The sequence below is a fragment of the Kribbella alba genome (assembly GCF_039529635.1).
In the GTDB taxonomy this organism is placed as follows: Bacteria; Actinomycetota; Actinomycetes; order Propionibacteriales; family Kribbellaceae; genus Kribbella; species Kribbella alba.
The window spans coordinates 40,824-54,505 of the sequence record NZ_BAAANE010000011.1; the positions used below are offsets into that span (position 1 = coordinate 40,824).

General features: G+C 68.9%; 13 protein-coding genes. 8 read left to right on the forward strand and 5 right to left on the reverse strand.

The genetic code is table 11. From position 1 onward, the window contains the following. Positions 1–4 precede the first annotated feature (4 nt). On the reverse strand, positions 5–958 hold the full coding sequence (locus ABD210_RS28840; RefSeq protein WP_344115677.1) for a DNA-3-methyladenine glycosylase family protein: 954 nt from the start codon (positions 956–958) through the stop codon (positions 5–7). 556 nt (positions 959–1,514) lie between these two features. Here ABD210_RS28840 and ABD210_RS28845 point away from each other — a divergent pair. Then, positions 1,515–1,946 (forward strand): hypothetical protein, encoded by a 432-nt coding sequence (locus tag ABD210_RS28845; RefSeq protein ID WP_344115679.1) that lies wholly within the window; start codon positions 1,515–1,517, stop codon positions 1,944–1,946. A gap of 22 nt (positions 1,947–1,968) precedes the next feature. Here the strand turns inward: ABD210_RS28845 and otsB are convergent, their stop codons facing one another. The 3 genes from otsB to ABD210_RS28860 all read right to left on the reverse strand — a co-directional run bounded on the left by otsB (position 1,969) and on the right by ABD210_RS28860 (position 3,784). Continuing rightward, the gene (gene otsB, locus ABD210_RS28850; RefSeq protein ID WP_344115680.1) at positions 1,969–2,802 is read right to left on the reverse strand and encodes a trehalose-phosphatase; all 834 of its coding nucleotides are present in this window, start codon (positions 2,800–2,802) and stop codon (positions 1,969–1,971) included. Further along, entirely contained in the window at positions 2,799–3,104 is a 306-nt protein-coding gene (locus tag ABD210_RS32565; RefSeq protein ID WP_425552757.1) for a LytR C-terminal domain-containing protein, read from the reverse strand. Before ABD210_RS32565 ends, otsB begins: the two co-directional genes overlap by 4 nt. A gap of 371 nt (positions 3,105–3,475) precedes the next feature. Further along, positions 3,476–3,784: a DUF3263 domain-containing protein gene (locus ABD210_RS28860; protein WP_026162776.1), complete on the reverse strand. Its 309-nt coding sequence runs from the start codon at positions 3,782–3,784 to the stop codon at positions 3,476–3,478. A gap of 148 nt (positions 3,785–3,932) precedes the next feature. Here ABD210_RS28860 and ABD210_RS28865 point away from each other — a divergent pair, with 148 nt between their 5' ends. From ABD210_RS28865 to ABD210_RS28895, 7 genes are read left to right on the forward strand one after another with little or no spacing between them, the layout of a single operon-like run. Continuing rightward, positions 3,933–5,369: an amidase gene (locus tag ABD210_RS28865; protein WP_344115686.1), complete on the forward strand. Its 1,437-nt coding sequence runs from the start codon at positions 3,933–3,935 to the stop codon at positions 5,367–5,369. Further along, complete coding sequence (locus tag ABD210_RS28870) at positions 5,360–6,358, forward strand: Gfo/Idh/MocA family protein (RefSeq protein WP_344115688.1); 999 nt, start codon at positions 5,360–5,362, stop codon at positions 6,356–6,358. The genes ABD210_RS28865 and ABD210_RS28870 overlap by 10 nt, the downstream gene beginning before the upstream one ends. Positions 6,359–6,364: 6 nt before the next feature. Further along, entirely contained in the window at positions 6,365–7,762 is a 1,398-nt protein-coding gene (locus ABD210_RS28875; protein ID WP_344115690.1) for an alpha,alpha-trehalose-phosphate synthase (UDP-forming), read from the forward strand. Then, positions 7,749–9,173, forward strand: coding sequence for an FGGY family carbohydrate kinase (locus ABD210_RS28880; RefSeq protein WP_344115692.1), 1,425 nt, complete (start codon positions 7,749–7,751; stop codon positions 9,171–9,173). The genes ABD210_RS28875 and ABD210_RS28880 overlap by 14 nt, the downstream gene beginning before the upstream one ends. Next, positions 9,170–9,595, forward strand: coding sequence for an NUDIX hydrolase (locus ABD210_RS28885; RefSeq protein WP_344115694.1), 426 nt, complete (start codon positions 9,170–9,172; stop codon positions 9,593–9,595). The genes ABD210_RS28880 and ABD210_RS28885 overlap by 4 nt, the downstream gene beginning before the upstream one ends. A 52-nt stretch (positions 9,596–9,647) precedes the next feature. Further along, positions 9,648–10,067: an aspartate 1-decarboxylase gene (panD, locus tag ABD210_RS28890; RefSeq protein ID WP_344115696.1), complete on the forward strand. Its 420-nt coding sequence runs from the start codon at positions 9,648–9,650 to the stop codon at positions 10,065–10,067. Positions 10,068–10,101: 34 nt separating this feature from the next. Further along, positions 10,102–11,535, forward strand: coding sequence for an aminopeptidase P family protein (locus ABD210_RS28895; RefSeq protein WP_344115698.1), 1,434 nt, complete (start codon positions 10,102–10,104; stop codon positions 11,533–11,535). A 90-nt stretch (positions 11,536–11,625) separates the two neighbouring features. On the opposite strand, the gene ABD210_RS28900 is transcribed toward ABD210_RS28895, so the two are convergent. Beyond that, positions 11,626–13,581, reverse strand: coding sequence for a M13 family metallopeptidase (locus tag ABD210_RS28900; protein WP_344115699.1), 1,956 nt, complete (start codon positions 13,579–13,581; stop codon positions 11,626–11,628). Positions 13,582–13,682: the final 101 nt, after the last annotated feature.

Consider the following 13,682-nt stretch of genomic DNA (forward strand, 5'->3'; position numbering starts at 1 on the left):
GCCGTCAGCGCAGGCGATGCGTGGCCCCCGGCGTGTGGGTGGGCAAGGATTTGCGCGGTCCGTAGCGGGGATGGCCAGGGCCGGAGAGTTCCAGCAGGCGTTGGACCCGGAAGCGGTGGCCGCGGTACGGCTCGATGAGTTCGGCGCAACCATCGTCATCGAGTTCCTCGCCGGTCAGCGCATACGAGACGTTCCGCGAGACGTGGTAGTCGGCGAAGGAGAACGCGTCGGCATCACCGTGGGCGCGTTGCCGGACCTCCGCCGCCGTCCACACCCCGACACCCGGCAGCGACCTCAGTCGCCGCTCGATCTCCGCGGAATCCGTCAACTGCAAGGTCCGTTCGAGCGCGCCCGCACGACTCGCCGCCGTGATCACCACCCTGGATCGGCGCCCCTCGACACCCGCGCGCAACCACTGCCAGGACGGAATCAGCCGCCACTCCTGCGGCGCCGGGGGAACCATCATGGTCCGCCCATCGGGAACAGCCGGGCCCGGCGCCGGTTCGCCGTACTCGCGCAGCAGCAACCGCCACGCCCGGAAAGCCTCCTTGCCGGTGACCACCTGCTCGATGCCCGCGGCCGCCATCGCCTCGAAGACAGCGCGGGTCCTCGGCACGCGGAAGTGCGGGAATCGCCGCGCCGCGACGACCAGCGGCTGGTGCTCAGGCAGCGGTTCGAACCCGTCCCAGCTGTCCGATTCACCGAGCAACTCCGGCACGCCGTCCAAGGCCCAGGCCGAACCAGGCCCCCACGCTTCGGCTTCCACCTCCGCCACCCCGGAGTACGGCGTGAGCCTGAGCAGGACCGGCCCGTCGGGCGTCCTCGTCGCCCGCCACACCGTCCGGCGCCCGGGGTCGACCGCATACGCCGGATCGCCCGGGCCTTTCCGCAGACCACCGATCACCATGTGCGGATCCACCGGCCGCCCGGGCCGCCACCGTCGTACCACCGAACTCACGCCGGCCAGTCTGACGCACCCCACCAACAGGCATCACAACAGCCGCCTCAATGTCCTAAGAATTGCGACATCGGGACATCGTGGCGGGAGGCCGCGGCACGCGAGTGACTCGGCGCGGTTGAAGGCGCGGGCGGTTGGCGTCCCCGGGCTGCGTGATGGTGCTAGTCGTGCCGGTACGCGTCAACCGCCCAGAGGTATTGGGCCGGGGTGGCGCGTTCGGCTCAGACCGCAGCCGAATCCCCATCCTTGTGCATGGCTCAGCCACTTCCCGGCCTGCGCAATGGCTGGGACGCGCACAAGGACGCGGCTGGGGGCCGGTTTCGGGGGTTCAGGTGTACCGACCGACAGGAAGTCGTCGCCGCCAGCCGGCGTACCACCTGCAGCACCGGCACAGTGACCCGATCGAGCGGACCACTACCTGTCGGTCGGTTACGGCAACCGCCCTGCCCATGCCGCCAGTCCCCCCGCCGCAGGCCAGCGGATAGCCCCGTACAGGTCCTGCGGCAGGCGCGGCTGATACTGAGGTATGGGTGAGGGGATGTCGGGGTGGCAGGCGGTGAAGCTTGTCGTGAATACGCTGAACCTGTCGACGCTCGCGGGAGTCCTGGTGGGGCTCGTCGGGCGGGCTCGGTTCAGTCGGGGGCCGCGGGGGTTGTTCTACGCGACCGGGTACAAGCTCCGGTTTCCGGTGGCCGGTGCGTTCACGATCGGCAACCTGATCCTGACCAAGCACGACCGGGCGTACTTCGACCAGCAGCCGATCCTGGTCAAGCACGAGGAGCGGCACTCCTGGCAGTACTTCTGCCTGATCGGCCTGCCGATGCTCCCGCTCTACCTCCTCGCCGCCGCCTGGTCCTGGCTCCGCACCGGCGACCCGGCCTCCCGAAACCTCTTCGAACGCCTCGCCAGCCTCAAGGACGGCAACTACACCGAACGCCCCGTCCAACCCTTCGGCCGAACCCTCGCCCAAACCTTCCGCCGCCGCTGACCTTCCTGCGGACGGAGACTGCTCAGCGGGTTGCGATGGCGTCGGCTAGGGCGGTTAAGACTGTTACTACGCCGGCAGGGTCGTCTACGACGATGTCGGCCGCGTCGGCGAGCTCGGTGGCGCCGGAGGAACGCGCGGCGACCAGTACTGCGCGTAGGCCCTCGCTGCGGAGGTCGTTCAGGGCTCCGAAGGCGGCGAGGTCGCCTAGGTCATCCCCGGCGTACAGGACTGAGCGGGCGCCAGAGGACTCGAGCAAGGTGCGCAGTGCTACTCCCTTGTCGATGCCGGGTGGACGCAGCTCGAGCACGAGGTTGCCCGGCTCCAGCCGGAGGCCCACGGACTCGGCCAGCCCCGACAGCGGAGTACGCAAGGCCTCTAGTGCACCCACCGGATCGGGCAGTCGCCGGGTATGAACGGCTAGCGAGCTGTCCTTGTCCTCCACGAAGGCGTCCGGGAAGCCGACGTCCCGCAGCAGCGCCGGCAGCTTCGCGCGCGCCACAGCGACCCCAGGCGGGACAGGTTCACTCGTCACGGCTCCGGTGGAGGCCTCCCACCGCTCAAGCCCGTAGTGACCCAGTACTACGAGTCGCCCGAGCCCCGGGTGGCCGCTGACTCCGGACAGCTCGGTGGCTACCAGGGCCGGTCTGCCGGTGACGATCGCCACCTGGCCTACGTAGCGGGCCAGCCGGGCCAGGGCGTCCAGTGCTCCTTCGGCGGCGCGGGACATCGCCGGGTCCTCGACCAGGGGTGACAGCGTGCCGTCGAAGTCGGTGGCGATCACCGCCCCGGCTGGATCCCCGACGATTGCTTCCCAGCCCTCCCGCCCGGCTGCAGTCGCCAGTACGGGAGTGCTCATCCGGTGTAGTCCGTCGTGAGAATGACGGTGAGCCGGTCCTTCTTCATGTTGTCCAGCGCGTCCTTGATCCGGTTGAGGCCGATGTCCTTCGCGAGCTGAGCGGCCTCGGCCTGCATCCCGGCCGGGAAGTACACGGTGCTGGTGACGATCTTGCCGTGCCAGTTGTCGGCACCGGCGACGGTCCAACCTGCCTGCCGGGCGCGGTTCGCCACGTCGTCGGCGAGGCCCTTGCGGGGAGTGTTGTTGAACACCTCGACCGCGGGCCGGTCCGATGGCGGAATGGAATCAGCCTGGGTCGGCATCGAGGAAGGCTCCGAGCTCGGTTCGGAGGTCGGCGCGGATGTGGGTGCTGAGGTTGGCCCAACTGTCGGCCCGGAGGTCGGCCCAGGTGTCGGCGCAGCTGTCGGCTCAGAGGTCGGCGTTGTGCTCGGTCCAGAGGTCGGAGCCGTCGCGGAAGTCGACGGCTTCGTCGATGACTTCTGGGCGGCGGCGGGCTGGGAGTCGGCCGCGCTGCTGTTGCCCCTGGTCCCGAACAGCACCAGCAGACCGCCGACGATCGCCACGACGGCAAGCACGGCGACGAGGGACGAGAGGACCTGGCCCCTCTCATCTCCCAAGGCAGACGAGCCATCCCCCGGGGGAGACGAGTCGCCCTGCGAGGGGGCCACGTTCCTCAGACCTCGATGCCCAGTCGACGGGCGGAGCGGGCGCGTTGGCGGGCGGCGCGCAACCGGCGCAGCCGCTTGACCAGGAGTGGATCGTGCGCGAGGGCCTCGGGCCGGTCGATCAGGGCGTTGAGGACCTGGTAGTAGCGCGTGGCGGACATCTGGAACTGGTCCCGGATCGCCTGCTCCTTGGCGCCGGCGTACTTCCACCAGTGCCGCTCGAAACCGAGGATCGCACCGTCACGGTCGGACAACCCAGCGACGGCCGGCTGGGCTGCTTCGGCGGGGCCGGAAGAGCTGGCGTTGGCGCTGTCCATCTGCTGGTGACTCCTGTGCGGTCGGTGATCGTCCGTCCGCATGCCACTGTACGTGCTGAACAACAGCGATGTCATTCACCGGCCTGCGACATCTCACGTGTCGCTGAGCGGACGCCCGGACCCGGCCAACTCTGGCAGGATCGAGGGTGTGAGCTCAACTCGACAGGGGCCCGGCGACATGTCGCCCGGCCCGCGACCCGCCCTCGCGACGGTCGAAGAGCTGCAGGCAAGGATCGATGAGGTCAACCCTCTCATCGATGCGGTCTGCACGCCCAACCCCGCTGCATTGACCGAAGCCGCCCGTCTGGACACAGAGCGTGACGATGGCCGGATCCGTGGCCCGCTGCATGGCATGGCGGTGCTGGTGAAGGACAACATCGACACCGCCGACCTGCCGACGACGGCCGGCTCGCTGGTGCTGGCCGACCAGCCGCCGCCACCCCACGACGCCCCGCTGGTACGCCGGTTGCGCGAGGCCGGCTGCGTCATCCTGGGCAAGACCAACCTGAGCGAGTGGGCCAACTTCCGCGGCTCCGCGTCCTCCTCCGGCTGGAGCGGGTACGGCGGCCTGACGCGGAACCCGTACGCCTTGAACCGCTCCGCGGGTGGTTCGTCCAGCGGTTCGGGCTCGGCGGTCGCCGCCGGGCTCGCGGACCTGGCGGTCGGCACCGAGACCAACGGCTCGATCGTCTGCCCGGCCGCGCTGAACGGAGTCGTCGGGCTCAAGCCCACGGTCGGTCTGGTGCCGCAGCAGGGCATCGTGCCGATCTCCCACTCCCAGGACACCGCCGGACCGATGACCCGGACGGTCAGCCAGGCCGCCGCCCTGCTGACCGTTCTCACCGGCAGCAGCACGGACTACCTGGAGAACTGTCGCGGGGAGGACCTCAGCGGCGTGCGCATCGGCGTACCGCGGGGGCCGTTGTGGGGATACTCTCGCGGCCTCGACCGGGTGACCGAAGAGGCGCTCGAGCTGCTGAGCCGGTGCGGCGCGACTCTGGTGGATCACCTCTCACTGCCGACGCCCGGGAGCGACGAGGACCAGCTGAACGTGCTGTGCCACGAGCTGAAGGTCGACCTCGCGGCGTACCTGGCGACTCGCAAGGACGGCGGACCGCGCACGCTGGCGGACCTGATCGCCTTCAACCAGGAACACGCGGACGTCGAGTTGCGCTGGTTCGGCCAGGAGTTGTTCGAGCGCGCGGAGACGACCGAGGGGCTGGACTCGCCGGTCTATGTCGCCGCCCGGCTGGCCGCGCTCCGGGCGGGTCGGGACGGAATCGACAACCTGCTCGCGGAGAATCAGCTCGACGCCCTGGCCATGCCGTCGTACTCGCCGGCCTGGACGATCGATCTGATCAACGGCGACCACGTCCTCGGAAGTTCGTCCTCACACGCCGCGCTGGCGGGCTATCCGCTGATCTCGGTGCCGTCCGGACTGGTCGAGGGACTGCCGGTCGGGATCACCTTCAGCGGTACCGGCCGGAGTGATGCCACCCTCATTCGCTTGGCGCACGCGTTCGAAACCGCGAGAATCAAGGCTCACGGCCCGTTCCCGACCCCGGAGTTCAGACAGTGGGTATAGATCGCGTCCGCTGGGGAATCGTTGCTACTGGCAACATCTCCACCTCGTTCACCAAGGACCTCGCCGTCCTCGACGACGCGGTGGTGACCGCGGTCGCGTCCCGCTCGCTGGAGTCGGCGAACCGGTTCGCCGACTCCTTCGGCATCGAGCACCGTTACGACGACTACCGCCGGTTGATCGAGTCCGGCGAGGTCGACGTGCTTTACATCGGCACGCCGCACCCGCAGCACTACGCCGTCGCCCGGGCGGCTCTGCAGGCCGGGGTCGCAGTGCTCTGCGAGAAGCCGGTGACGCTGACTGCCAGGCAGGCGCGGGACCTGGTCGCCGTCGCACGCGAGCACAACACGCTGTTCGCCGAAGCGATGTGGATGCGGACCAATCCCGTCGTCCAGGCGATGTTCGAAGACCTGGCCAAGGGCGTGGTCGGCGAGCCGATGGAGGCGCTGGCGGACTTCGGCTTCCACAAGCCGCAACTCCCGGCCCGCCTCCTGGACCCGCAGCTCGGTGGCGGCGCCCTGATGGACGGCGGCATCTACCCGATGACGTTCGTGCACATGGCGCTCGGCAAACCGGCCGAGGTCAAGGCCGTCGGTTCGGTCAACGACGACGGTGTCGATCTGAATGTGGCGATGGCCTGGCGCTACGACACCGGGGCAGTCGCGGCCCTGACCTGCGGGCTCCGCTCGCAGAACCCGTGGACCGCCTCGGTGAGCGGTCCCGAGGGCAGCCTGATCCTGCCGCACCGGTTCCACCACCCGCCGTACTACCTGCGCAACACCGCCGCGGGCGAGGAGCGGGTCGACATACCGACGCATGGCCTTGGGTACCACTATGAGGCAGCGGAGGTGATGCGCGCGCTGCGCGACGGGCTGGTCGAGTGCCCCGCGCTTCCGCACGCCGCAACCATCGAGATCCTCGAGCTGCTCGACGAGACGCGCAGACAGATCGGGGTCAGCTACCCCGGCGACGACGAATACCTGGGTGGATAACAGCTGATGCCGAGCGGACGCAGTTCCTTCGTGGTGGTGGCCAACCGGCTGCCGGTCGACCGGATCGAGATGCCCGACGGCAGTACTGCGTGGCGCCGCAGCCCAGGTGGGCTCGTCACCGCCCTGGCACCGGTGATGCAGCGCCACCACGGCGCCTGGATCGGCTGGACCGGCGGCGCCGACGAGAAGCTGGACCCGTTCGACGAGGGCGGCATGCACCTCGTCCCGGTGACGCTGTCCGCAGAGGACATCCAGCTGTACTACGAGGGCTTCTCCAACGCGACGCTGTGGCCGCTGTACCACGACGTGATCGTGCCGCCGGAGTTCCACCGCGAGTGGTGGGAGGCGTATGTAGCCGTCAACCGGCGCTTCGCCGAGGCCGCCGCCGAGGCTGCCGACGACAACGCCGTGGTCTGGGTGCACGACTACCAACTGCAGTTGGTCCCGGCGATGCTGCGCCGGCTGCGACCCGACGTACGGATCGGCTTCTTCCTGCACATCCCGTTCCCGCCCACGGAACTGTTCGCGCAGATGCCGTGGCGGCGCCAGATCCTGGACGGCCTGATGGGCGCGGATCTGGTCGGCTTCCAAAGACCGGGGGCCGCGTCGAACTTCGCCCGGCTGGCCCGCAACCGGATGGGCCTGCGCACCCGGGGCGACCGCATCCATCTGCCCGACGACCGGATCGTGCGGGCCAAGGCGTTCCCGATCTCGATCGATGTCGGCGAGCTCGAGCAGCTCGCCCGCCAGCCGGAGACCGACGCCCGCGCCCGGGAGATCCGCGAGGAGGTCGGCAACCCGCAGCACATCCTGCTCGGCGTGGACCGGCTCGACTACACCAAGGGCATCCGGCAACGACTGCGCGCGTTCGGCGAACTGCTGGACGAGGGACGTGTCTCGGTCGACGACGCCGTCTTCGTCCAGGTGGCGACGCCCAGCCGCGAGCGCGTCGAGCAGTACCGCGTGCTGCGGGACGAGATCGAGCTGCTGGTGGGACGCATCAACGGCGAACACGGCCGGATCGGTACTCCGGCGATCAACTACCTCCACACCTCCTACTCGCGCACCGAGATGGCCGCGTTGTTCCGCGCTGCCGACGTGGCCGTGGTGACGCCCCTTCGTGACGGCATGAACCTGGTCGCCAAGGAGTACGTGGCCTGCCGGTACGACGACACCGGCGCCCTGGTGCTGAGCGAGTTCGCCGGAGCGGCCGACGAGTTCCGGCAGGCTTTCCTGGTGAACCCGCATGACATCAACGGCATGAAGGACACCATCGTCGACGCGATGAACACCGACGACCGCCAGCTGGGCCGCCGGATGAAGGCGATGCGCAAGCACCTGGCCGCGCACGATGTGAACGTCTGGGCGGCTTCCTTCCTGAAGGCGCTGCATGCCGAGGACTGACGGCCGGATCCTCGCCCTGGACCTGGGCACCTCGTCGGCCCGTGCGCTCGTCCTGTCCGCCGACGCCTCACCGGTGCCCGGCGCGCTCGCGCGACACAAGGTCGCGATGGCGTACGGCGCGCAGGGCGAAGCGACGCTGGGTCTGCACGACTACGTCGAGGGACTCCTCGGCTGCCTGGACGAACTGCAGCAGAACGGGCATCTCGAGGACATCGGCCACATCGTGCTGTCGTCGCAGTGGCACTCGATCGTGGGCCTCTCGGCCGGCGGGGAGCCGCTGACCCCGGTGATCCCCTGGGTGGACACGCGGTCCGTGCCGGTGTCGGTCGGCCCTGACTTCGACGAGCGTGCCTTTCACGCCCGGACCGGCGCCTGGTTGCATCGGCTCTACTGGACGCGGCGGATCCCCTGGCTGAGGACGGTCGCGAACGCGTCCGCCTTCGCCGGGTTGCCGGATCTGGTGCTGGAGCGGTTGACCTCCCACCGCGTCAGCTCCGTGTCGATCGCGTCCGGCACCGGCACGCTCGAACTCGCTAGCGGCCAGTACGACGACGAGGCGCTCGCGGTGGCGGGGGTCACCGCCGCACAGCTGCCGGAGATCGTGCCGACCGGGTGGACGGGTGTGCTGTCGTCAGCTTTCGAGCGGCGGTGGCCCGCGCTGGCCGGAGTACCGATTCATCCGCCCACCGGTGACGGGGCCGCGTCGAACGTGGGCACTGGCGCGTACGACGAGAGCACCGCGGCTGTGACGGTCGGTACTTCGGCCGCGGTACGGGTGGTTCACCCCATCGAGGGAGCGCCGGACTTGCCGTGGGAGTTGTGGCGGTATCGCGTGGACGACAAGCGTGCCGTGACCGGGATGGCCTTCTCTGCCGCGGGGAATCTGCACGCCTGGCTGACCGCCGTACTGCAACTCGACGCGGCCCATCAGGAACCGACGGGCGTCGAGATCGGGTCGTCGCGGGTGATCGCCGTCCCGTTCCAAGCGGGCACCCGGCCGCCCGAGACGGTGCCCAGTGGATCGGGTGCGTACTTCGGCCTGTCCTTCGACGACACCGGGGCGGATCTGCTGGCCGCTTCCCTGCTGGGCGCTTCGCTGGAGATCGATCGAGGGCTCCGGATGCTCGACACGGTGTTCGGGCACTCTTTGCAGGTCGTGCTCGGTGGTGGCGGTATCGACGCGTCCGGTTGGTGGCGCCGCTGCCTCACCGCGACCTTCGCCCGGCCGACCGATGTGTGCGCCGAGGCCGAAGTGGGTGCCCGGGGCGCCGCCGCGATAGCCCTCGGCCTTTCGCCTGCGCCCGGCGGGGAACATCTGGAGCCGCCGCCGGCCGACGTGGAGCGAGTCGCCGCGATGCGTCCCCGCTACGAGGCGCTGCGCGGTCTGGCCGTTCAGGCGTCAGCCCTGTGAAGCAGCCCTATCTGGTCGAGCAGCCGGCCGGCTACCTCGAGTACCAGCTTCCCGTTTCCTTGAAGGCGGTTCTGGTGTGGCGTGGGCGCGTGCCGCTGCTGCTGAACGAGCGCGACGAGTGGGAGCTGCCCGGCGGCAAGCTGGAGCTCGGCGAGGATCCTGCGACTTGCCTGGCTCGTGAGATCGAGGAAGAGCTCGGCTGGACCGTGGAGATCGGGAACCCGTTGCACGCCTGGGTCTACGAGATCCAGCCGGACCGGCATGTGTTCATGCTTGCTTACTCCGCCGACTACCTGGGCGAGGTGGAGCCGGTCTACAGCCACGAGCACAAGGCGTTGCGGCTGGTGCCGTTGGATGAGGTGGACGGCCTGCCGATGCCGGCGGCGTACAAGCAGGTCATCCGGCTCGGCGCCGCGCGCTGACACCGTGATCACTGCCACTGACAGTCGTCGGAGCTGCCTGGATGATGGCCGCATGTTGATCGAGTTGATGAAGTCGAAGGTTCACCGGGCCACCGTCACCCAGGCGGACCTGGACTATGTCGGGTCCTGCACGCTGGACGCGGCCCTGATGGAGGCCGCGAACCTGCTGCCGGGCGAGAAGGTCGACATCGTCGACATCACCAACGGCAATCGGCTGTCCACCTACCTGATCGAGGGGCCGCGCGAGTCCGGCGTGGTCGGCATCAACGGCGCGGCCGCGCACCTGATCCACCCCGGCGACCTGGTGATCCTGATCGCCTACGGGATGTTCGAGGCCGGAGAAGCGAAGGTCTTCTCCCCGAGCGTAGTCTTCGTGGACGAGCGGAATGCGATCACGCGCATCGGCTCGGACCCCGCCGAGGCGTTACCCGACACAGGTACGCTGCGCGGCGATCAACTGCACACGCGCTGACGATGAGGGCGCTGAGGACGAGGACTGGTCGACGATGACGGAAAGCACCGAGAAGGCTCCCAAGACCGCGACTCACGACAATGAGCCGAAGGAGAAGCTCCGCCAGTTCATGAACTCCGGCTGGGGCGACACCGAGCGGACCGACGTCACCCTCAGCGACGTCGGTGCCTGGGCGGCCAAGCGCCGCGACGCACTCTCGCAGGCCTTCCCGGGCGAGCGGCTGGTGATCCCGGCCGGCACCTACAAGGTCCGCTCGAACGACACCGACTACGCGTTCCGCCCGCACACCGACTACGTCTGGCTGGTCGGCGACCAGACCTCCGACGCGGTCCTGGTGCTGGAGCCGAACGGCACCACCGGTCACGACTCGGTGCTCTACTTCCGGCCGCGCTCCGACCGCAGTGAGGGCGAGGAGTTCTGGCGGGACCGGATGTACGGCGAACTGTGGGCCGGCCGCCGCCCGTCGCTGACCGAGACGGCCAAGGAGTTCGGCATCGAGACCCGGCATGTCGACCGCCTTGCGGACGTGCTCAAGAGCGACGTGCCGACCCGGGTGCGCCGGGGTGAGGAGAGCTCGATCGCCTCCCTGCTGAGCGGCACGGGCATCGACGAGGCGCGGGACGGCGAGCTCGCGTTCGTCCTGTCGGAGCTTCGGCTGGTCAAGGACGCCTTCGAGATCGAGCAGCTCCGCGAGGCCTGCGCGATCACTCACCGCGGCTTCTCCGACGTGCTCAGCGAGATGGACCAGGTGCGCAAGTACGGCGAGCGCTGGATCGAGGGCACCTTCTGGCGACGGGCCCGCGCGGAGGGCAACGATGTCGGCTACACGTCGATCGCCGCGGCTGGTCCGCACGCGACCACGCTGCACTGGATCGAGAACGACGGCCCGGTGGTCGACGGCACCCTGATGTTGCTCGACATGGGCGTGGAGAACCGCAACCTCTACACCGCGGACATCACCCGCACACTGCCTGTCAACGGCGAGTTCACCCCGCGCCAGCGTGAGCTCTACCAACTCGTGCTGGACGCGCAGAACGCAGGAATAGCCGCGCTCCGGCCCGGCGTGCCGTTCCGGTCCGGGCACGTGGCCGCGATGGAGGTCATCGTCCGCGGGCTCGACGCGATGGAGCTGCTGCCGGTGTCGGCCGACGAGGCGCTCGACCCGGACAGCATGATCTACCAGCGCTACACCCTGCATGGCGTCAGCCACATGCTGGGGATCGACGTGCACGACTGCGCGGCAGCCCGCAACGAGAAGTACAACAAGGGCAACGTCGAGACCGGTTACGTCCTCACGGTCGAGCCCGGCCTCTACTTCCAGGCCGAGGACCTGACCGTGCCCGAGGACCTGCGCGGGATCGGCATCCGGATCGAGGACGACATCCTGATCACCGACAACGGCACCGAGAACCTCTCCGGCGCGATGCCCCGCGACATCGAGGGCATCCAGAACTGGATGGCCCCTTAACTCCTGACAGCTGCAGGACTCCTGACAGCTGGAGGACTCCTGACAGCTGAAGGCGCCCCACCACTGCGAAGTGGTGGGGCGCCTTCGGCTTCACCAGATCCGGACGCGGTCCTCCTGCGCCAGCCACATCTTGTCGGCCTCGGTCACCTCGAACGCGGTGTGGAACTCGTCGATGTTGCGAGCCACCGCGTTGCAGCGGAACTCCGGCGGCGAGTGCGGGTCGAGCGCCAGCCGGCGGATCACCTCGGCCTCGCGCGTCTTCGTCGACCACGCGTGCGCCCAGGACAGGAAGAACCGCTGCGGCCCGGTCAGCCCGTTCACCACCGGCGCCTCTTCGCCGCCGAGTGAGATCTCGTACGCCGTGTACGCGATCGACAGGCCGCCGAGATCCCCGATGTTCTCGCCCAGGGTGAGCGCGCCGTTGACGTGGTGTCCAGGTGCTTCCGTCGGCTCCAACTGGTTGTACTGCTCGACCAGCTTGTCCGTGCGCTGCTCGAAGGCGGCCCGGTCGTCGTCGGTCCACCAGTCGTTGAGGTTGCCCGCGCCGTCGTACTTCGAGCCCTGGTCGTCGAAGCCGTGCCCGATCTCGTGCCCGATCACCGCACCGATCGCGCCGTAGTTCACCGCGTCGTCGGCGTCCAGGCCGAAGAACGGCGGCTGCAGGATCCCGGCCGGGAAGACGATCTCGTTCATCCGCGGGTTGTAGTAGGCGTTCACAGTCTGCGGGGTCATGTGCCACTCGTCGCGGTCCACCGGCTGCCCGAGCTTGGCCAGCTCCCTGGCGGTCTCCACCGCGACCGACCGGCGTACGTTGCCGACCAGGTCGTCGGCGCTGACCTCGAGCTTGCTGTAGTCGCGCCACTTGTCCGGGTACCCGACCTTCGGGGTGAACCGGCCGAGCTTGTCGAGGGCCCGCTGCCGGGTCTCCGGGCCCATCCAGTCGAGCGCATCGATGCGTTGGCGATAGGCCTCGACCAGATTCGCGACCAGCTCGACCATCCGTGCCTTCGCGACCGGCGGGAAGTACTCGGCGACGTACAGCTGGCCGACGGCCTCACCCAGGGCGGACTCGACCACGTCCAGACCGCGCTTCCACCGCTCGCGCAGCTCCGGTGCACCCGTCAGGGTGCGTCCGTAGAAGCCGAAGTTCTCGTCGACGAAAGCCCTGCTCAGCAACGGCGCCGCGGTGTGCACGATCCGCCAGCGGAGCCACTCCTTCCAGTGCTCGAGCTCGATCTCCTGCAGGGCCTCGGCCGCTGCGGTCAGGAAGTCAGGCTCGCGAACGACGAGTTCCGCGAAGGCACTGTCCGCAATCCCCGCCGCGGACAGCCAGACGGACCAGTCGAAGCCCGGAGTCAGCTCCTCCAGGGCGGCCCGGTCGACCTTGTTGTACGTGCGGGTGACATCGCGCTCCTTCACCCGGTCCCAGTGGCTCGCGGCCAACCGGGTCTCGAGCGCCAAGATCCTCGTCGCCGAGCCCTCGGGATCGGGCAGCCCCGCCAGCTCGAGCATCCGGGCCACGTGCGCCAGGTACTCCGTGCGCTCGGCGGCGAAGGTGTCTTCGCGGTAGTACGACTCGTCCGGCAGGCTCAGACCGCCCTGCGTGACGTAGACGATGTACCGCTCGGAGTCCTTGGCGTCGGCGTCCACCCAGTAGTGGAAGACCCCGGGCACTCCTTGGAGCTCGAGTGCGCCCAGCGCCTCGACGAAGCCGTTCAGGTCCTTGACCGAGGAGACGAGCTCCAACTGGTCCGCGATCGGGTCGGCGCCGAGGGCCTCGATCTTGTCCTCGTCCATGAAGCTCGTGAACAGATCACCGATCTTGCGCGCCTCCGTGCGCTCGGGTTGCTCCCCGCCGGCCGTCTTCTCGACGATCGTCCGGACGTTGGCCTCGGCGGTATCCCGGAGCGCATGGAAGGCGCCGTAGATCGCCTTGTCCGCGGGGATCTCGTGGCGTTCCAGCCACGTTCCGTTCGCGTGCCGGTACAGATCGTCCTGCGGCCGGACCGTCTCGGACAGATCCGAGGGGTCGATCCCTGCTGTCATCGATGCTCCCGCTTGTCTGATTCGTCCATCACAACACTGTCGGTGACAGTACCCGGTGAGTCGGGCGTGTCCCGAGCGGTTTCCCGACGGGCTCGGGAACG

Coding starts and splice junctions, on each gene's coding strand:
- ABD210_RS28875 (WP_344115690.1), top strand. CDS start 6,365: ATGCCGAGCGGACGCAGTTCCTTCGTGGTGGTGGCCAACCGGCTGCCG.
- otsB (WP_344115680.1), bottom strand. CDS start 2,802: ATGAGCACTCCCGTACTGGCGACTGCAGCCGGGCGGGAGGGCTGGGAA.
- ABD210_RS28895 (WP_344115698.1), top strand. CDS start 10,102: ATGACGGAAAGCACCGAGAAGGCTCCCAAGACCGCGACTCACGACAAT.
- ABD210_RS32565 (WP_425552757.1), bottom strand. CDS start 3,104: ATGCCGACCCAGGCTGATTCCATTCCGCCATCGGACCGGCCCGCGGTC.
- panD (WP_344115696.1), top strand. CDS start 9,648: ATGTTGATCGAGTTGATGAAGTCGAAGGTTCACCGGGCCACCGTCACC.
- ABD210_RS28880 (WP_344115692.1), top strand. CDS start 7,749: ATGCCGAGGACTGACGGCCGGATCCTCGCCCTGGACCTGGGCACCTCG.
- ABD210_RS28860 (WP_026162776.1), bottom strand. CDS start 3,784: ATGGACAGCGCCAACGCCAGCTCTTCCGGCCCCGCCGAAGCAGCCCAG.
- ABD210_RS28900 (WP_344115699.1), bottom strand. CDS start 13,581: ATGACAGCAGGGATCGACCCCTCGGATCTGTCCGAGACGGTCCGGCCG.